The organism is Palleronia sediminis (genome assembly GCF_004358695.1).
Classification (GTDB): Bacteria; Pseudomonadota; Alphaproteobacteria; order Rhodobacterales; family Rhodobacteraceae; genus Palleronia; species Palleronia sediminis.
Map to the genome: position 1 here is coordinate 42530 of NZ_SNAA01000013.1, position 17517 is coordinate 60046.

A 17517-nucleotide genomic window follows, 5' to 3' on the forward strand; every position below is an offset into this window, starting at 1 on the left:
TTCAGCGGACCATGCGTCGGCTCGCGCTCGAAGCGGGCGACGCCATCATGGAGATCTACGGCGCCGACGATTTCGAGGTAAAGACGAAAAGCGACGCGAGCCCCGTGACCGAGGCCGACGAGGCCGCGGATGCGCTGATCTCGGCCGGGCTGCGCGCGGCCTTTCCCGACACGCCGCTCGTTACCGAGGAACAGGCGGCGAGCCACGGCCAGGACGTCGCGACCTTTCTCATCGTCGATCCGCTCGACGGCACGAAGGAATTCGTCAAGCGCCGCGGGGATTTCACCGTCAACATCGCCTATGTCGAGAACGGCGTGCCGATCCGGGGCGTCGTCTATGCGCCGGCCAAGGGACGGCTCTTCTATACCGAGGCCGACGGCCGCGCGGTCGAAGAGACCGGCGATCTGGCCAAGGACGCGCCGGGCGAGACGCGCGCCCTGACGGTCGCGACGCCGGACGATGGCGCGCTGCGCGTCGTGGCCTCTAAAAGTCACCGCGATGCAGCGACCGACGACTATATCGGCCGCTACAACGTGGCCGACGTGAAAAGCGCGGGGTCCTCGCTCAAGTTCTGCCTCGTCGCCACCGGCGAGGCCGATTTCTATCCGCGCCTCGGGCGCACGATGGAATGGGACACCGCCGCTGGCCATGCCGTTCTGGCAGGGGCGGGCGGGCAGGTCGTCCGCTTCGACGATCATGCGCCCCTGGCCTATGGCAAGCCGGGTTTCGAGAATCCGTTTTTCATCGCACTAGTTCCGGGCGTGACGCTCAGGCCCTCCGCGGCCTGACGCGCCATCGTCACGACAGCTCAACCCCAGGATACCCCATGACATCAAAAGTCACGAAAGCCGTATTTCCCGTCGCCGGGCTTGGAACGCGCTTCTTGCCCGCGACCAAGTCGATCCCGAAAGAGATCATGACGCTCGTCGACCGTCCGCTGATCCAATACGCCATCGACGAGGCGCGCGCGGCGGGGATCACGGATTTCATCTTCGTGACGTCGCGCGGGAAATCGGCGCTCGAGGATTATTTCGACCTCGCCCCCGAGCTCGAGGCCGCGCTCAAGCAAAAGGGCAAGCACGCGCTGCTCGAGACGCTCGAGCATACGAACATGCCGTCGGGCGCGATTTCGTATGTGCGTCAGCAATCGGCGATGGGGCTCGGTCACGCGGTCTGGTGCGCGCGGCGCCTGATCGGCGACGAACCTTTTGCCGTGATCCTGCCCGATGACGTGATCGCCGCGGATACGGCCTGCCTCAAGCAGATGGTCGATGCCCATGCCGAGGTCGGCGGCTGCATGATGGCCGCCATGGAAGTTCCCGCCGACAAGGCCTCGGCCTACGGGATTCTCGATGTCGAGGCGAACGGAAGCGACGTGATGCAGGTCAAGGGCATGGTCGAAAAGCCCGAGCCCGGCGAGGCGCCGTCGAACCTTGCCGTGATCGGGCGCTATATCCTGACGCCCGACGTTCTCGACGCGCTCGACGGGCAGGAGGCCGGCAAGGGCGGCGAGATCCAGTTGACCGACGCGATCGCGCAGCAGATCGGCAAGACGCCGGGCGTCACCGGCCTCAAGTTCAAGGGCGAGCGGTTCGATTGCGGGTCCAAGACCGGGTTCCTGACGGCGACCGTCGCATTCGGCCTGCGCCGCCCCGAACTGCGCGACGAGCTGGCCGCCTTCATCCGCGACCTCGACGACAGCCGGCTCGGGCGCTAGGCGCGTGGGGCGCATCCTGGTCACCGGGGGGGCGGGCTATATCGGCTCCCATGCCTGCAAGGCGCTGGTGTCCGCGGGACACGAGCCCGTCACGATCGACAACCTGTCCGTCGGCTGGCGTGACGCCGTCAAGTTCGGCCCGTTCGAGCAGGTGGACCTGCTCGACGCCGAGGCGCTCGACCGGGTGTTCGCGCAGTACCGGCCCGACGCGGTGATGCATTTCGCCGCCCTGTCGGATGTCGGCCAATCCGTGCGCGACCCCGGCGCCTACTGGCTGAACAACGTCCTGGGATCGCTGCGGCTGATCGAGGCGGCGGTCCGGGCCGGGTGCCTCGACTTCGTCTTTTCCTCGACCTGCGCCGTCTATGGCGACCAGGACGGCATCGTGCTGGACGAAACCTGCGCGCTGCGGCCGATCAACGCCTATGGGGCCTCGAAACTCGCCGTCGAGCACATGCTGCGCGATTTCGGCGCCGCCCACGGGATGCGGTCGGTCGCGTTCCGATATTTCAACGTTGCGGGTGCTTCGTCCGATGGCGATGTGGGCGAGTTCCACCGCCCCGAGACGCACCTGATCCCCATCGTGCTTCAGGCGGCGGCGGGCGAGCGGGCGTCGGTCACGATCCATGGCGAGGATTACGACACGCCCGACGGCACCTGCGTGCGCGATTACGTCCATGTCATGGACCTGGTCGAGGCGCATGTCGCCGGGCTCGACCGCCTGGCGCGGGGCGGCGACAGCGCGGTGTTCAACCTCGGGACGGGTAAGGGCTATTCGGTCCGGCAGGTGATCGACCACGCCGCCGCGGTCACGGGGCGTGCCGTCCCGGTCGAAACCGGTCCGCGCCGGCAGGGCGACGCGACGGCACTGGTCTCGGGCAGCACGCGCGCCGAGCGCGACCTGGGGTGGCGGCCGACGCGGTCGAACCTCGAGACGATGATCGCCGACGCCTGGGCATGGCACCGGACCGGACATTACCAGGGGTGATCCGCGGGGGCGGCTCTCCCGGCGCCGACCCGGCGGCCCCGTCCCCGCCCCCCGACCTGCGCACCGCCTATCGGTTGCGGTGGAGGCGCCGAAGGCTGCTTGCGCGCGCCATTGCCAAACGCCGCCAGATCGTGCCGGTGGTGGACCGGACCCGAACCATCGCGCCCGATGCCATCCTGTGTTTCCTGTGCGTGCGCAACGAGGCGCAGCGCCTGCCCTGGTTCCTGCGCCATACCCGCGCGCTGGGCGTGGCGCATTTCCTGGCCGTCGACAATGACAGCACCGACGGCACGGCCGAACTGCTGGCGGGGGCCGATGACGTTTCGCTGTGGCGGACGGGCGCATCCTACAGGCTGTCGCGTTTCGGGCTGGACTGGCTGACATGGCTGATGATCCGACACGGCCATGGGCATTGGTGCCTGACGCTGGATGCGGACGAATTGCTGGTCTATCCGAACTGGCCCACCCGCCCCCTGCAAGCCCTGACCGAATGGCTCGACGCCTCGGGGCGCGAAATGATGGGCGCGCTGATGCTCGACCTTTATCCGCGCGGCCCGGTGGGCGATGCGCCTTATGCGGCGGGCGACGATCCGACCGATATCCTGCACTGGTTCGACGCCGGGAACCACATGATCCGCCGGCAGGCGCCCATGGGCAATCTCTGGGTGCAGGGCGGGCCGCGCGCGCGGGCCTTTTTCGCAGCCGAACCCAGACGCGCGCCGACGCTGCAAAAGGTGCCGCTGGTGAAATGGAACCGCCGCTATGTCTATGTGAACTCGACCCACGCGGCGCTGCCGCGGCGGCTCAACGCGATCTATGACGAGACCGGCGGAGAAGAGGTGACGGGGCTCTTGCTGCATACCAAGTTCCTCGATCAGATCGTCGAGAAATCGCAGGAGGAGCTGATGCGCGGCCAGCATTTCGCCAATTCGGCGCTATACACCGAATATTATCGCCGCATCATCGAGAACCCGACCCTGTGGACGCCCCGCTCCACCCGGTTGCGGGGCTGGCGCCATCTCGAGGCGCTTGGCCTCATGTCGCGGGGCGGGTGGATCTGATCGTGCGGGACTGTGACGGCGGGGGGCGGTGTGATATGGCGGTCCGGGGAAAGCCCGGCACAAGCACCGGGCACCAAGGCACGAATGCGGAGGCGGGGCGGTGAGCGCGTTCAAGGCAATCCGGCTGGGGCTGCGCCGGCGGCGATGGTATTACCGCGCCATCCGCAAGCGCCGCGACCTGACCCGCGTCAAGCAGCGTACCCGGAAAATCCGGCCGGGCGATACGCTGGTCATGTCGACGCTGCGCAACGAACGCATCCGCCTGCCGTTCTTCCTGGCCTATTACCGCGGTATCGGCGTCGATCATTTCCTTTTCGTCGATAACGGCAGCACGGATGGCAGCGCCGAATACCTCGCCGGCCAGCCCGACTGCTCGGTCTGGCGCACCGAGGCCAGTTACCGGCGGTCGCGGTTCGGGGTCGACTGGCTGAACTGGCTCGGCCGGCGCTATTGCTGTGGCCACTGGGTGCTGTGCGTCGATGTCGACGAGTTCTTCGTCTATCCGTTCTGCGACACCCGGCCCCTGCGCGCGCTGACCGACTGGCTCGACGCGACCGAGATCCGGTCTTTCGGTGCCATGCTGCTCGACATGTATCCCAAGGGCGACCTCGCGCAGGCCGCCTATTCCGAGGGGCAGAACCCGATCGAGATCGCCTCGTGGTTCGACGCGGGCAATTACACGATCTCGCGCAACTGGGATTACTCGAGCCTGTGGATACAGGGCGGGCCGCGGGCGCGCGTATTTTTTGCCGACCGGCCCAAGCTGGCGCCCGCGCTGAACAAGGTGCCGCTGGTGAAATGGCGCCGCGGCGTGGTGTTCGCCAGCTCGACCCATATGCTGTTGCCGCGGGGACTGAACCTCGTCTTCGACGATCAGGGCGGCGAAAAGGCCTGCGGCGTACTGCTCCATGCCAAGTTTCTCGACGTGTTCGCCGGGCGCGCCGACGAAGAGGCCGCCCGCGCCGAGCATTACGGCGAGGGGCGGGAGTACAAGGCCTATGCCGATCGGATGGCCGAGCGCCCGCAATTCTGGTGCAAGTGGTCCGAGCGCTACATCAACTGGCGGCAGCTCGAGATCCTGGGCCTGATGTCCAAGGGCAATTGGGCATGAGGGTCGGGTTCCTCATGCTCTGCCATGACGGGCTGGACCGTGCCGCGCAGGTCGCGGGCTACTGGGCCGACCGCGGGTGCCCCGTGGTCATCCACGTCGACCGCCGCGTAAGCCGCGAGGCCTATGACACGCTGGTCGCCGCGCTCGAGGGGCGGCACAACATCCGCTTTTCCGAGCGGTTTCGCTGCGAATGGGGGCGGTGGTCGCTGGTCGCCGCGACGCTGGCCGCCGCGCGCGTCATGATCGACGAGTTTCCGACGGCGAGCCATGTCTTTCTCGCGTCGGGCTCGTGCCTGCCCCTGCGCCATATCTCGCAGCTTCGCGCCTATCTGGCCGAGCGGCCGGGCGTGAACTTCATCGAAAGCGTGACGACCGAGGACGTGCCCTGGACGAAGGGCGGGCTCGATCACGAACGGTTCGCCCTGCGCTTTCCGTTCTCGTGGAAACGGCAGCGCAAGCTCTTCGATCTGTCGGTTCGCCTGCAACGGCGCCTCGGCTACCGCCGCCGGATCCCCAAAGGGCTGGTTCCGCATATGGGGTCGCAATGGTGGTGCCTGACCCGCGGGACGCTGCAGGCCATTCTCGACCATCCCCGCCGGGCCGAGTTCGACCGTTTTTTCAAGGGCGTGTGGATTCCCGACGAAAGCTATTTCCAGAGCCTCGTGCGGCTTTGCACCGACAGGGTCGAAAGCCGGTCGCTGACACTGGCCAAGTTCGATTACCAGGGCAAGCCGCATATCTTTTACGACGATCACCTCCAGCTTCTCCGACGCTCGGATTGCTTTGTCGCGCGCAAGATCTGGCCGCGGGCGGACCGGCTTTATGCCACCTTCCTGTCGGACCGCACCGCCACCGAAAGCCGGGCCGAGCCGAATCCCGGCAAGATCGACCGCATCTTTTCCAAGGCGATCGAGCGTCGGACCCGCGGGCGCGCGGGGCTTTACATGACCGGGCGCTTTCCGCGGGTGCAGACCGATGCCGGGCGGACCTGCGCGCGGTATGTCGTGTTCGAGGGGTTCGGCGACCTGTTCGAGGATTTCCCCGCCTGGGCCGCCCGCACCACAGGGTTGCGCGCGCATGGCCATCTGTTCGGCCCCGAACGGGCCGAGTTTGCCGACGGGCAGTCGGTATTCTCGGGCGCCCTCTCCGACAGCGCGACGCTGCGCGACTATAACGCGGTGGCCTTTCTGACGAACCTGATCTGGAACACGCGCGGCGAACGGCAGAGCTTTCTCTACGGGCCGCGCGACACCGTCGCGGCAGGCGATTTCTTTCCCTATGACCTGAACGCGGACGTCTTTGCGATCACGGGGGCCTGGGCGATCCCGCTCTACCTGTCCGGTCGGCCGGTGATCGAGATCCGCAAGCAGGCGGCCGAGCTTCAGCGCATCGAGGGCAAGCATCTCGACCATCTGCGCAGCCGCTGGGCCAAGGCGCGGGTCCATGTCTGGACGCTGGCCGATTTCATCGAATCTCCGGTCGAGCCGTTGCAGACCATGATCGACGAGATCGGCAACAAGGCGGGCCTGCGCCTGACCGAAGCACCCCGGATGCGCGATCTGACCGGTTTCGGGCAGTTCCTGCAGGATCTGCGCAACGAGGGGATGCAGCCCTGGCTGGTCGGCGATCTGCGGACCGGCGACAGCGCGCCAGACCGCCCCGCCCGCCCGAAACCCTATGCCGTAAGGTAGTCCGATGCCCTTCACGTCCTTTGTCGTCCTGGCCGAAATGCGGACCGGGTCGAACTTTCTCGAGGAGAACCTGAACGCCATTCCGGGCCTGCGCTGCTGGGGTGAGGCGTTCAACCCGCATTTCATGGGCGGGGCCGGCAAGACCGAGATGCTGGGCATGGACCTCGCCGCGCGCGAGGCCGATCCCGGCGCGCTGCTGGACCGCATTCGCGACCGCACCGACGGGCTTGCGGGGTTCCGGCTGTTCACCGGCCATGACCCGCGGATATTTGTACGGGTGATGGGGGATCGCGATTGCGCCAAGATCGTGTTGACGCGCAATCCGCTCGACAGTTTCGTGAGCCTCCAGATCGCGCGGCAGACGAACCAGTGGCGGCTGAGCGACCTCAAGAACGCGCGCAGCACGCGCATCCATTTCGACATCGACGCCTTTCACGCCCATCTGGCGCGGCTCCAGGCAACGCAGCTCGACATCATGCGGCGCCTTCAGACGACAGGTCAGACGGCGTTCTACATTGCCTACGAGGATGTGGGCGAGCTTGACGTGATGAACGGGCTGGCCGCGTGGCTGGGCGTTCCCGGCCGGATCGAGGCGCTGTCGCGCAAGACCAAGGTGCAGAACCCCGACGGGCTGCGCGACAAGGTCGAGAATTACGACGAGGCGGTCGCGGCCCTGTCGGGGATCGACCATTTCGCCCTGAACCGCACCCCGAGCTTCGAGCCGCGCCGCGGCCCCAACGTGCCCAGCTATGTCGGCGCGGCCCGCGCACCGCTGCTGTTCGTGCCGGTCAAGGGCGGGCCCATGCGCGCGGTCGAGGCATGGCTCGCCGCGCTCGACGGGGTGGGGACCGGGGATCTGCTGCGCGACATGCGCCAGAAAGAGCTGCGTCAATGGCTGGCCGAGCGGCCCGGACACCGGCGGTTCTCGGTGCTGCGCCACCCGGTCGCGCGAGCGCATGATGCCTTTTGCCGGCATATCCTGCTCGACGGCCCCGAGCGTTTCACCGAGATCGCCGACACGCTGCGCACGACCTATGCCGTGCCCCTGCCGCAAAATCCCTTCGCCGCGGAGTACGACGCCGAGGCCCATCGCGCGGCCTTCATGGGGTTCCTGAAATTCGTCAAGGGCAATCTGGGCGGGCAGACCAGCATTCGCGTCGATCCGGCCTGGGCCACGCAGACGGCTATCCTGCAGGGGCTCGCCGATTTCGCGATCCCCGACCTGCTGATCCGCGAGGACGACCTGCCGCGGATGCTGTCGATGCTGGCGGGCGATGCGGGGATCGCGGCGCCGGTCTATGCGCCCGAGCCCGAGCCGGGGCCGCACCCGCTGGCGGCGATCCGCGACCCCCGGATCGACAGGTTGGTCGCGCAGATCTATGCGCGCGATTACCTGATGTTCGGGTGGGTCTGAGCCCTCAGGCCGCGTGGGTCGCCGTGGGTTCGGTCAACAGCGCATAGATCGCGTTGACCTCGTCATTGGCGCGCAGCCGCGCGCACAGGTCGGCGTCGCGCAGGGTCCGCGACACCGAGGCCAGCGCCTTGAGGTGATCGACACCGGCATCGGACGGGGCGAAGAGCCCAAAGAACAGGTCCACCGGCAAACGGTCCGGGGCGCCGTAATCGAGCGGTTTCACGAGCCGCAGGAACACCCCGTGCACCTTTTCGCACCCGTCGAGCCGCGCATGGGGCAGGGCCACGCCGTTGCCGACGCCGGTCGGGCCGAGGTTCTCACGCTCCAGCAGGGCCTCGATGGCCGCCTCGGCGGGCAGACCATACACCTCTTCACCGATCTCCGCGATCAGGTGGAACAGGCGCTTCTTGCTGCTCGCCGACGGAACGACCCGAATAGCCTCGGACCGCAGGAGGTGAGATAGAATCATGAAGAATCCAAGATGTTGTCGCGACCCGACCGGCCGGTTTCAGGTCCTATGGTCGGGTTCGATCCAGCCTATATTGCCGTCGTCCCTGCGATAGACGACATTGATCCCGTTCGCCTGCTTTTCATTGCGGAACACCAGCACCGGCGCGCCGGCAAGTTCCATCTGCATCACGGCCTCGCCGACCGACAAGGACGGGATCCGCGCTTCCATTTCAGCGACGATGATCGGCTGGAGGCTTGCGGGCTCTTCCGCTTCAGCATCCTCGTTTGCGGCGAGGATATAGGACGACGCGGCCAGAAGTTCAACGGGGCGCTCCCGGTCGCGGTGGTGATCCTTCAACCGGCGCTTGTAGCGGCGAAGCTGCTTTTCCATCTTCTGGTTGGTGGCGTCGAAAGCGGCATAGATGTCATGCTCTTTCCCCTTCGCCTGCACGGTCAGCCCGGTCGACAGGTGCAGCACCGCCTCGCAGGCATAGGCCGACCCGTCACGCGAAAAGACGACAAGGGCATCGGTCGGCCGGCCGGGATATTTCTCGACCACGGTCTCGATCTGCGCCTTGACGTGGGTTTGCAGCGCCTCTCCGATGTCGATCTGTTTGCCGCTGATCTGATAGCGCATGTGACACTCCTCTGGTCAGTCGCCCGAACGCCCGGTCGCGATTGTCGCGCCCGGCGATCCGGCCGAATATCAACACCCCGCGCAAACTTGCGTTCCGGCGTCAACGCCATGTTCGTGAACGGTTTTTAACCGCTCGCGCGAGGTGCCGGGGGGAACCTCCCCCAGCCGATTGGGGCCGAACGGGGGGCCGGTGTCAACTCAAATGGCCACCCGGTGCGGTCACTCCAGCCGGAAGCCGCGGCCGAGATAGACGCGTTGCACGTTCTCGTCGGCGACGATTTCGTGGCTGGTCCCGCTCATCATCACGGTTCCGTCATGCAGGATGAAGGCGCGGTCGACGATGGACAGGGTCTCGCGCACGTTGTGATCGGTGATCAGCACGCCGATGCCCCGCCGGGTCAGGCTCAGCACCAGTTCGCGGATGTCGCCCACGGCGATGGGATCGACCCCGGCAAAGGGCTCGTCGAGCAGCAGGTAGCGCGGATCGGCGGCGAGGCAGCGCGCGATCTCGACCCGGCGCCGTTCGCCCCCCGACAGCGCGGGTGCGGGGGTGTGCCGCAGATGGCCGATGGAGAACTCGTCGAGCAGCGTCTCGAGCCGGTCATGGCGCGCCCGGCGGTCGCCCGGCCCCAGTTCGAGAATGGCGAGGATGTTCTCTTCGACGGTGAGGCCGCGAAAGATCGACACCTCCTGCGGGAGATAGCCGATCCCCAGCCGCGCGCGGCGATACATCGGCAGGGTCGTGACCTCGCGCCCGTCGATCGAGACGCGCCCCGCCTCGGGAATGACGAGCCCCGCGATGGCGTAGAAACACGTCGTCTTGCCCGATCCGTTCGGACCCAGAAGCGCCACGACCTCGCCGCGATGCAGGTCGAGACTGACATCGCGGATCACGGGGCGCTTGCGATAGCTCTTGCGCAGGTTCTCGACGACGAGGCCATCGTCGGGCGACCGGGGGGTGGATTGCGCCATTACTGCCCGGACGGCTGGAATACCGTGCGGACCCGGCCCTGCATGGTCCCGGTACCCGTGGCAAGGTCGATGCTCAACGCATCGCCCGAGAGGGCCGCCGGCCCTTGTGTCAGGACGACATCGCCCGTCATCTCGACCGTTCCCGCGTCGATATCGTAGGTGGCCGATTGCGACTCGGCCGCCTCGGCGCCGTTGACCAGCGTCACGCCGCCCGTCGCCTCGAGCGACCTGATGCGCCCGGCCTCGCCACCCTGGGCATAGTTGACGAGGATCTCGGCCGCTTCGAGCCGCATCTCGCCCTGCGTCACCAGCACGTTGCCCGAGAATGTCGCGGTCCCGTCCGCCTGGTTCACCTGCAGCTTGTCCGCGGCCACCTCGACAGGCAGGGAGGTATCCTGCCGCAGCCCCCCGAAATCGACCTGCGCGTCTTGCGACAGGGCAGGGGCGGCGGCGAGCGTGGCGAGCGTGGCGAAAAGAGCAAGGCGCATGGTCAGTCGGTTCCTGTGGCCGTCGGATCGTAAACCAGTTTCACGCCGCCGGTGAAGGTCAGAAGATGATCGTCCCCGACCCGCTCCAGCCGCAGGCCGCCCGCATCGAGCGTTCCGGGCGGGCCGGTCGCGGCGACGGCTCCGGGGGAAACTAGCGTTCCGGTGGCGATGTCGAGGTCGAGCGCGTCGCTCCGCACCCGGTATCCGGTCGGCGCGCTCAGCCGGACGTCGCCCGTGAGGTGCATCGTCTCGGTGCCCTCCTCGAGCCGCCCGGTCGCCGCACTCAGCCCGAAGCGGTCGCCATTGGCGGCCGCCAGCGCGCCGCTCAGGTCGTCGGCGACCATGCCGGCCTCACCGTCGCGGCGAACGGTATCGGCAAAGATCACGATGGAGTCGCCATCGCCGGTCATCGCAGCATAGGACGGGTTGCCGACGCGGTTCTCGGCCGCGATGCGGTCGATCTCGACCTGTGTGTAGGGCAGGCGGGTCGAACTGCCCCGCCGGTCGGCGACGAGGAAGAGAAGCGACAGAATGACCAGCGCGGCCAGCGGCAGGGCGATCTTGAGCCGCCGCACCCATCGGGAATGTCGATTGTCGAAGACGGCCATGGTCGCTCCGGCGCGGTGCCTGCCCGTCCTGTAGGGCCGTACGCGCGTGATGTGAACGCGATCAATGCGCGAAGATATCGACCTCGGGCCAGCCCTCGAGATCCAGAAGAGCCCGCTGCGGCAGGAAATCGAAACAGGCCTGCGCCAGCGCACCGCGTCCCTCGCGCGCGAGGCGGCGATCGAGCTCGTCGCGCAGGCGGTGCAGATACAGCACGTCCGACGCGGCATAGTCGATCTGCGCGCGGGTCAGCGTTTCGGCGCCCCAGTCGCTTTGTTGCTGGAGTTTCGAGATATCGACGTCGAGCAATTCCTGAAGCAGGTATTTCAGCCCGTGGCGGTCGGTATAGGTCCGGCACAGCTTGGACGCGATCTTGGTGCAATAGACGGGCGCGGCCAGCGCGCCAAAGGCGTTTTGCAGCGCCGCGATGTCGAACCGCCCGAAATGGAACAGCTTGAGCACGTCGCGATCCCCGATCAGGCGAACGAGGTTCGGCGCCTCGGTCTGGCCCGGTGCGATCTGCACCAGATGCGCGTCCCCGTCGCCCGCCGACAGCTGCACGACGCAGAGCCGGTCGCGATGCAGGTTCAGCCCCATCGTTTCGCAATCAATGGCGACCGCCGGGCCGAGGTCGAGCCCGTCTGGCAGGTCGCGCTGGTGCAGGTGGTTGGTCATCGCATCATCCTTTCGGCTCGGCCCGCGTTCCTACGACAGGGGCGTGCGCGCGTCCATCACGCTCGGGCGGGCTGCTGCGCGCGCCCCTGGATCCGGCGTCGCCCCATGGCATAGAGCGAGGCATAGGCCGGAACGATTACCATCTGGATAAGGGACGCGAACAGCACGCCGAACCCTAGCGCAACGGCGGTCGGGATCAGGAATTGCGCCTGCACCGACGGCTCGAGGATCAGCGGCGCGATCCCGAAGAACGTGGTGAGCGTGGTCAGGATCACCGGGCGGAACCGGCTGAGCGTGGCCTCGACGATGGCATCGAACGGGTCCATCCCCTCGGCCTCGTTCGACTGGATGAAATCGACGATCAGAAGCGCCGCGTTCACGATCACCCCCGACAGCCCGATGATGCCGAACATCGACAGCAGCGTGACGTTCAGCCCCAGCGCGGCATGGCCGATCACGGCGCCGAAGAACCCGAAGGGGATCACGCCCAGCACGATGAAGGGGCGCGCATAGGAACCGAAGGCCAGCGCGAGCGTGCCGTAGATCGCCAGCAGGGTCAGGCCGAAATTGAGCGCCAACGCCGAGCCGAAGCGCCCTGCCTCTTCCTGTTCGCCGCCGGTCGTCACGCGCAGGTCGGGGTAGTCGTCCTCCAACCCCGGCACGATCTCGGACATGAGATAGGACGTCTCGGCGCCGCCGGTCGTGACCGCGTTGTCCACGTCGGCCTGCAAGGTGGTGATGCTCTGCCCGTTCAGCCGCGTGATCGAGGTCGGCGCGGGCCGAAAGGACAGGTCGGCCAGGATCGAGATCGGCACGAGCCCCGGCGTCTCGGCCTCTGGGCCCGTCGGGATCTGGAGTGCGAGCAGATCCGCCACCGAATCGCGCTGGTCGTCGACGAGGCGGAGGCGGATATCGACCTCTTCCTGGTTGCGGGCGAACTGGTCCACGGTGAACCCGTAGAAGGCCGCGCGGATCTCGTTGGCCAACCCCTCGAGCGAGACGTCATAGACGCGCGCGGCGGGCTTGAGGCTGATGGCGATCTCCTGCGCGGCGGACACGCGGTCGTCGCGGATGTCGAATACCCCCGAGCGGGCGGCCAGCGCCTCGCGCAGGCGGGCGGTGGCGGCGTCGCGCACCTCTTCGGTTTCGGCCGCGACCTGAATGACCACCGGCGCGCCGACCCCCAGGATCGACGAGGAAAAGATCACCTCGCGCGCGCCCGGAACCTCGCCCACGGCCTCGCGCCAGGCGTTCTTGAACGCCTCTGACGAGACGTCGCGCGACGATGCGTCGGCCAGCTTGGCCTCGATGCGGGCGGTCGAGCCGGGATTGACGCTGGTCCCCCCGCCACCGCCGCCGCCGGCCGAGGCAAAGCCGATCGAGACCGAGGTGTTCTGCAATAGCTCGGCCGACGCCACCTGTTCGGCCGCGGCGCTCGCCGCGTCGATGAACTCCTGCGCACGCAGCAACGTTTCCGTCGCCGAGGTGCCGTCGGGCAGGTTGAGCTCGGCAGTCACGAAATTGCCCTCGATGGCGGGAAAGAACACGACCCGGACGACCCCGCCCGCCAAAAGCCCCGCCGTGGCCACGCCCAGCGCGACGCACACGACCACGGTAAAGACGGGATGGTTCACCGACCCGCGCACGAGCCGCCGCAAGGGCCCCTCGCGGAACTTGCGAAATCCGCGATCCACCCAGCGGCGCATCGCCTCGGTCAGGCGCCGGGGCGAGTATTTGCGCGGCTCGCGCATCCTCACGGTCTGCAGGTGCCGGGGCAGGATGAAAAAGCACTCGATCAGCGACATGAACAGGATGAAGATCACGACCGCGGCCACGGGGCTGATGAACGAGCCCGACGAGCCGGGCAGGAACAGCAGCGGCGTGAAGGCAAGGATCGTCGTCGTCACCGAGAACACGATCGGGCGCCAGACCCGCATGATCGCGCGGCGCGACGCGCCTTCGGGGTCGCCGTCGCCCTCGAGCTCGCCATAGGTCTCTTCGCCCACGACGATGGCGTCGTCGACCACGATACCCAGCGCCAGGATGAAGCCGAACAGCGAAAGCTGGTTGATGGTCGACCCGAAGATCGCCATCGGGATGAAGGCCCCGATAAAGCTGATGACGACGCCCGCCGCGACCCATCCGGCAACCCGCAGATCGAGGAACATCATCAGGATCAGCACGATCAGCGCGGCCCCGATGGCGCCGTTCTTGGCCAGCAGGTTGATGCGTCCGCGCAGGCTGTCGGCCTCGTCGCGCCAGACGGCGGCCTCGACGGCCGGGGGCAGGTTGGGCATCAGCTCCTGGTCGAGGTACCGGGTCGCCGCGTCCGCCACGGTCAGCACCTGTTCGCTGCCCGCGCGGTTCACGGATACGAACACCGCGCTCTTGCCCGAGATCGTCGCGCTCACGTTCGTGTCGGCGAGGATGTCGCGGATGCGCGCGATCTCGCCCAATTTAACTGTGCCGCCCGCGTCCGAGGTGAACAGGATCTTGTCGCGCAGGGTATCGGGGCTTTCGGCCTCGCCGACGGTGCGGACCTGTATGTCGCTGTCGCCGGTGTCGATGGTGCCCGCCGAGAGCGACAGCGTCTCCGAGGCCAGACGCTGCCCGAGGTCCGTCAGCCCCATGCCGTAGGCGCGCAGCGTGTCGCGGTCGACCGTCACCTCGATCAGGTCCACCGGCACGCCGCTGATCGAGACCTGGCTGATCTCGGGCAGGGCGGTCAGGTCGTCGCGGGCCCGTTCGGCCAGCGCCTTGAGCGTGGTCTGCGGAACGTCGCCCCAGATGGCGAACTGCACGGCAAGCTCGGTGGGATCGACCTCGGAAATGCGGGGCTGTTCGGCCTCGGTGGGAAAGGTCGAGATGCGGCCGACCTCGGTCTCGATATCGTCCTTGACGGTCGACATGTTCGCGCCGCTGGTCAGCTCGGCCGTGACCGTGCCGAGATTGGGCTGCGCGGTGCCGGTCAGCTTGCGCACCCCTTCGAGGCCCTGCAGACGTTCCTCGATAGGCACGAGGATGGCGTCCGAGATCTCGGTCGGCGTGGCACCCGGATAGGCGACCGTCACCGTCACGGCGCGGGTCGCGATCTCGGGGAACGTGCGGATCGTGGTGGACAGGGCCGAGGCGATGCCCGCCGCGACGATCGCCATCAAAAGCAGGTTCGTCGCGACCGGGTTGTCGAGGAACCACCGGATCAATCCGCGCATGGCTCAGCCCTCCGACGCGGCGGCGGTGTCGCCGCCGTCATCGTTCGGGCCGCCATCGCCGTTGCCGGAGCCCGAACCGCCATCGCCGCTTTCGTCGGGCAGGCGCACCTCGACCCCGTCGGCGGCGGCGGGCAGGTCGCTGGTCATCAGCACCGTGCCGGGCGCCAATCCGTCGGCCTCGATCACCGCGATCTCGTCGCGGCGCGACAGGACCGTCACCTCGTGGCGGACAAGCGCGCCGTCGCGAACCTCCCACACCATGTCGCCGCTTTTCAGGGCGACGGCCGGGATCGAGACCGCCCGACGGTTGACCAACGAGATCGGCAGGTCCAGCTCGACCAGTTCGCCGATCCGCAGTGGCCGCCCTTCGGAGCGTTCGGGATCGAAGGGGCGCGGGATGCGCACGATCAGCGGGATGGTACGCGTGCCGTCCTGCACCTCGGCGCCGATGGTGTCGACCACGCCATAGGCCGCAACCGGGCCAAGGCTGCGGCCCCGTTCGGCCACGGCGGCCTGCCCGGTGCCCCGCACCAGCACGCGCCCGCCCACGGCCATCTCGGCCCCGCCCAGAAGCGCGAGATCGGCGGGGGTCAGCCCTAGCTCGGCCTCGACCGCGGCCGAGGCGACCAGCCGGCCCAGTTCCTGCCCCGGCGAGGCGAAGGCGCCGATATCGGCATCGGCGGCCACGACCACCGCATCGAACGGCGCGCGCAACTCGGCATCGGAGAGGTCGGCGCGCGCGGTCGAGAGGTTGGCGCGCGCGGTGGACAGGTTAGCCTGCTGGGTCGCGACCTCGACGATGGCCTGCTGAAGCTCGGCCTCGGAGGTGAAATCGTCCTCTTCCAGCTCGGCCTGCCGGTCGCGTTCGACCCGCGCGGCGGCCAGCGCCGCCTCGGCCTGCTGCACCGATGCCTCGGCCCGGTCGACCGCCGCCTCGAGTCTGTCGGTCTCGAGCCGCACCAAAAGCTCGCCCCGCTCGACCCGTGCGCCGCGGCGAAACCCGTCGGCCACCTCGGCCACGCGGGCCTGCACCTGCGCGGTGACGGCGACCTCGGCGAGGGGCTGGATGAATGCGGTCTGCCGGATCGACACCCGCGCGGCGGGTTCGGCCTGCCCTGCCTGCACCAGCGGTGGCGGGGGCGGCTCGGTCGACGATGTCTCGCCCGAGGTCGACAGCCACCAGTATATCCCGCCGCCCAGCAGCAGGATCACCACCCCGGCGATCAGGAACAGCCAGAAGGTCGAGTGACCGCCCTTGCCGTCGTCATCGTCGTTCTCGGGCTGATACCGCGCCTCGTCGGGCGTCGGGGTGTCGTCGTCGCGGTTCTCGGGGCGGTCCTCGGGGCGGTCGCCGTTCTCATCGGCCATTCGCGGCGTCCTCCTCGGTCAGGCGCAGCGCGCCGGCTTGGGTGTCGAGCGTCAGCGCGGCAAGCCGCTCGCGCCGCAACGCGCCGCCCGGCATGGCGATGACGACGACCGTCTCCTGCGCCTCGATATCGACCTCGACATCGCTGATCTCGCCCAGCCGGGCGCCATCGGTGTCCAGCACGGGGCGCCCGAACAGCGACAGCACGCTGCGCATCGCCTCGCGCGGGGGGGCGGTGTCGTCCGGGCCGGGAAGCGCGATGACCCGGCCGGGAAGCCCGTCTCCGCCGATGGGAATGTCGCCCACCGGATCGCCGGTCGCGGGCGCGGGCGGCGGCGCGTCGTCCGGGGCGGTATCGGGCAGAATGCCCTCGGTCGGGCCGCTGTCGCTGGCCGCGATATCCTCGGCGAGGCTCGGCGCCTCGGTCTGCGCCTCGCTCCGCGCGATGGGATTTGCCGTGTCGTCCGCGATCCCGGCGGGATCGTCCATCGCATCCGGTTCGGTCGGATCGGCGGGCGCAGGGACGGGGCCCGCAGCTTCGGTATCGGCCCGCGGCTCGGGCGCCGGCTGTGAAAGCGCCGCGATCCGGTCCTGCATCTCGCCGGTCAGCAGCACGTCGTCGATGGCATGGACCGTCGCCAGCCCGGCGGCCAGGTCCGCATCCACGATCGAGGCCGAGGTGCCGCCCCCCGTGACCGCGACCGTTCCGACGCCAAAGGACAGGTCGACCCCGAGATCGCTGGGCGCAGATTGCGGCAACCCGGTCGAGCGGAACGGCCCCTCGTTCACCAGGTGCAGCCGCACGATGCGCCCCAGCAGGTCGCGGTCGGCAATCCCGGCCAGGTCTGCGGGCAACCTGTCAAAGGCCCCGTCGACCGGCGCGAATATGGTGCGCCCTAGCTCGACCGTGCGGCCGAGTTCGGCGGCGGTCACGATCTGCATGAACCGGTCGAAGCGGCCATCCTCCTGCAACGCCCGCGTCACGCCGCCCTCGATGGCGTCGCCGCCGAAATCCTGCGCGAGGGCTGAAACCGGACCGAAAACCGCTAAGGCCAAGACTGGGACGAAACGCATCCATCACCGCAACCTGCCGCCGGTTCGCCCCATGCCCCCGGCCCGGCTTGCGACA

The 17517-nt window shown here is 68.1% G+C and carries 16 protein-coding genes; 7 read left to right on the forward strand and 9 right to left on the reverse strand.

All coding sequences use genetic code 11. From position 1 onward, the window contains the following. Positions 1 to 11: 11 nt before the first annotated feature. The 7 genes from cysQ to E2L08_RS11900 all read left to right on the forward strand — a co-directional run bounded on the left by cysQ (position 12) and on the right by E2L08_RS11900 (position 7982). Entirely contained in the window at positions 12 to 788 is a 777-nt protein-coding gene (gene cysQ, locus E2L08_RS11870) for a 3'(2'),5'-bisphosphate nucleotidase CysQ (protein WP_370450686.1), read from the forward strand. A 38-nt stretch (positions 789 to 826) separates the two neighbouring features. Beyond that, on the forward strand, positions 827 to 1717 hold the full coding sequence (gene galU / locus E2L08_RS11875; RefSeq protein WP_133397308.1) for a UTP--glucose-1-phosphate uridylyltransferase GalU: 891 nt from the start codon (positions 827 to 829) through the stop codon (positions 1715 to 1717). 4 nt (positions 1718 to 1721) lie between these two features. After that, positions 1722 to 2705 (forward strand): UDP-glucose 4-epimerase GalE, encoded by a 984-nt coding sequence (gene galE / locus E2L08_RS11880; RefSeq protein ID WP_133397309.1) that lies wholly within the window; start codon positions 1722 to 1724, stop codon positions 2703 to 2705. Between the two features lie 140 nt (positions 2706 to 2845). After that, complete coding sequence (locus tag E2L08_RS11885) at positions 2846 to 3766, forward strand: glycosyltransferase family 2 protein (RefSeq protein ID WP_240758218.1); 921 nt, start codon at positions 2846 to 2848, stop codon at positions 3764 to 3766. A gap of 100 nt (positions 3767 to 3866) precedes the next feature. Next, a complete protein-coding gene (locus E2L08_RS11890; RefSeq protein WP_133397311.1) occupies positions 3867 to 4877 on the forward strand; it encodes a glycosyltransferase family 2 protein in 1011 nt (336 codons plus the stop codon). Continuing rightward, on the forward strand, positions 4874 to 6568 hold the full coding sequence (locus E2L08_RS11895; RefSeq protein ID WP_133397312.1) for a DUF5927 domain-containing protein: 1695 nt from the start codon (positions 4874 to 4876) through the stop codon (positions 6566 to 6568). Before E2L08_RS11890 ends, E2L08_RS11895 begins: the two co-directional genes overlap by 4 nt. A 4-nt stretch (positions 6569 to 6572) precedes the next feature. Next, complete coding sequence (locus tag E2L08_RS11900) at positions 6573 to 7982, forward strand: nodulation protein NodH (protein ID WP_133397313.1); 1410 nt, start codon at positions 6573 to 6575, stop codon at positions 7980 to 7982. Positions 7983 to 7986: 4 nt separating this feature from the next. On the opposite strand, the gene E2L08_RS11905 is transcribed toward E2L08_RS11900, so the two are convergent. The 9 genes from E2L08_RS11905 to E2L08_RS11945 all read right to left on the reverse strand — a co-directional run bounded on the left by E2L08_RS11905 (position 7987) and on the right by E2L08_RS11945 (position 17444). Further along, positions 7987 to 8451 (reverse strand): PTS sugar transporter subunit IIA, encoded by a 465-nt coding sequence (locus E2L08_RS11905; protein ID WP_133397314.1) that lies wholly within the window; start codon positions 8449 to 8451, stop codon positions 7987 to 7989. A gap of 39 nt (positions 8452 to 8490) precedes the next feature. After that, the gene (gene hpf, locus E2L08_RS11910; protein ID WP_133397315.1) at positions 8491 to 9069 is read right to left on the reverse strand and encodes a ribosome hibernation-promoting factor, HPF/YfiA family; all 579 of its coding nucleotides are present in this window, start codon (positions 9067 to 9069) and stop codon (positions 8491 to 8493) included. A 219-nt stretch (positions 9070 to 9288) separates the two neighbouring features. Continuing rightward, complete coding sequence (lptB, locus tag E2L08_RS11915; protein ID WP_133397316.1) at positions 9289 to 10041, reverse strand: LPS export ABC transporter ATP-binding protein; 753 nt, start codon at positions 10039 to 10041, stop codon at positions 9289 to 9291. Further along, complete coding sequence (locus E2L08_RS11920) at positions 10041 to 10529, reverse strand: LptA/OstA family protein (RefSeq protein WP_133397317.1); 489 nt, start codon at positions 10527 to 10529, stop codon at positions 10041 to 10043. Before E2L08_RS11920 ends, lptB begins: the two co-directional genes overlap by 1 nt. Before the next feature lie 2 nt (positions 10530 to 10531). Further along, positions 10532 to 11137: an LPS export ABC transporter periplasmic protein LptC gene (lptC, locus tag E2L08_RS11925; RefSeq protein ID WP_133397318.1), complete on the reverse strand. Its 606-nt coding sequence runs from the start codon at positions 11135 to 11137 to the stop codon at positions 10532 to 10534. Positions 11138 to 11198: 61 nt separating this feature from the next. Then, positions 11199 to 11810: a ribonuclease D gene (locus E2L08_RS11930; protein ID WP_133397319.1), complete on the reverse strand. Its 612-nt coding sequence runs from the start codon at positions 11808 to 11810 to the stop codon at positions 11199 to 11201. Positions 11811 to 11866: 56 nt separating this feature from the next. Then, positions 11867 to 15022, reverse strand: coding sequence for an efflux RND transporter permease subunit (locus E2L08_RS11935; protein WP_133397320.1), 3156 nt, complete (start codon positions 15020 to 15022; stop codon positions 11867 to 11869). A gap of 3 nt (positions 15023 to 15025) precedes the next feature. Beyond that, entirely contained in the window at positions 15026 to 16390 is a 1365-nt protein-coding gene (locus tag E2L08_RS11940; protein ID WP_133397321.1) for an efflux RND transporter periplasmic adaptor subunit, read from the reverse strand. Then, positions 16380 to 17444: a fasciclin domain-containing protein gene (locus E2L08_RS11945; protein WP_168771135.1), complete on the reverse strand. Its 1065-nt coding sequence runs from the start codon at positions 17442 to 17444 to the stop codon at positions 16380 to 16382. The genes E2L08_RS11940 and E2L08_RS11945 overlap by 11 nt, the downstream gene beginning before the upstream one ends. Positions 17445 to 17517 lie beyond the last annotated feature (73 nt).

Coding starts and splice junctions, on each gene's coding strand:
- cysQ (WP_370450686.1), top strand. CDS start 12: ATGCGTCGGCTCGCGCTCGAAGCGGGCGACGCCATCATGGAGATCTAC.
- galU (WP_133397308.1), top strand. CDS start 827: ATGACATCAAAAGTCACGAAAGCCGTATTTCCCGTCGCCGGGCTTGGA.
- E2L08_RS11895 (WP_133397312.1), top strand. CDS start 4,874: ATGAGGGTCGGGTTCCTCATGCTCTGCCATGACGGGCTGGACCGTGCC.
- E2L08_RS11900 (WP_133397313.1), top strand. CDS start 6,573: ATGCCCTTCACGTCCTTTGTCGTCCTGGCCGAAATGCGGACCGGGTCG.
- E2L08_RS11905 (WP_133397314.1), bottom strand. CDS start 8,451: ATGATTCTATCTCACCTCCTGCGGTCCGAGGCTATTCGGGTCGTTCCG.
- hpf (WP_133397315.1), bottom strand. CDS start 9,069: ATGCGCTATCAGATCAGCGGCAAACAGATCGACATCGGAGAGGCGCTG.
- lptB (WP_133397316.1), bottom strand. CDS start 10,041: ATGGCGCAATCCACCCCCCGGTCGCCCGACGATGGCCTCGTCGTCGAG.
- E2L08_RS11920 (WP_133397317.1), bottom strand. CDS start 10,529: ATGCGCCTTGCTCTTTTCGCCACGCTCGCCACGCTCGCCGCCGCCCCT.
- lptC (WP_133397318.1), bottom strand. CDS start 11,137: ATGGCCGTCTTCGACAATCGACATTCCCGATGGGTGCGGCGGCTCAAG.
- E2L08_RS11930 (WP_133397319.1), bottom strand. CDS start 11,810: ATGACCAACCACCTGCACCAGCGCGACCTGCCAGACGGGCTCGACCTC.
- E2L08_RS11935 (WP_133397320.1), bottom strand. CDS start 15,022: ATGCGCGGATTGATCCGGTGGTTCCTCGACAACCCGGTCGCGACGAAC.
- E2L08_RS11940 (WP_133397321.1), bottom strand. CDS start 16,390: ATGGCCGATGAGAACGGCGACCGCCCCGAGGACCGCCCCGAGAACCGC.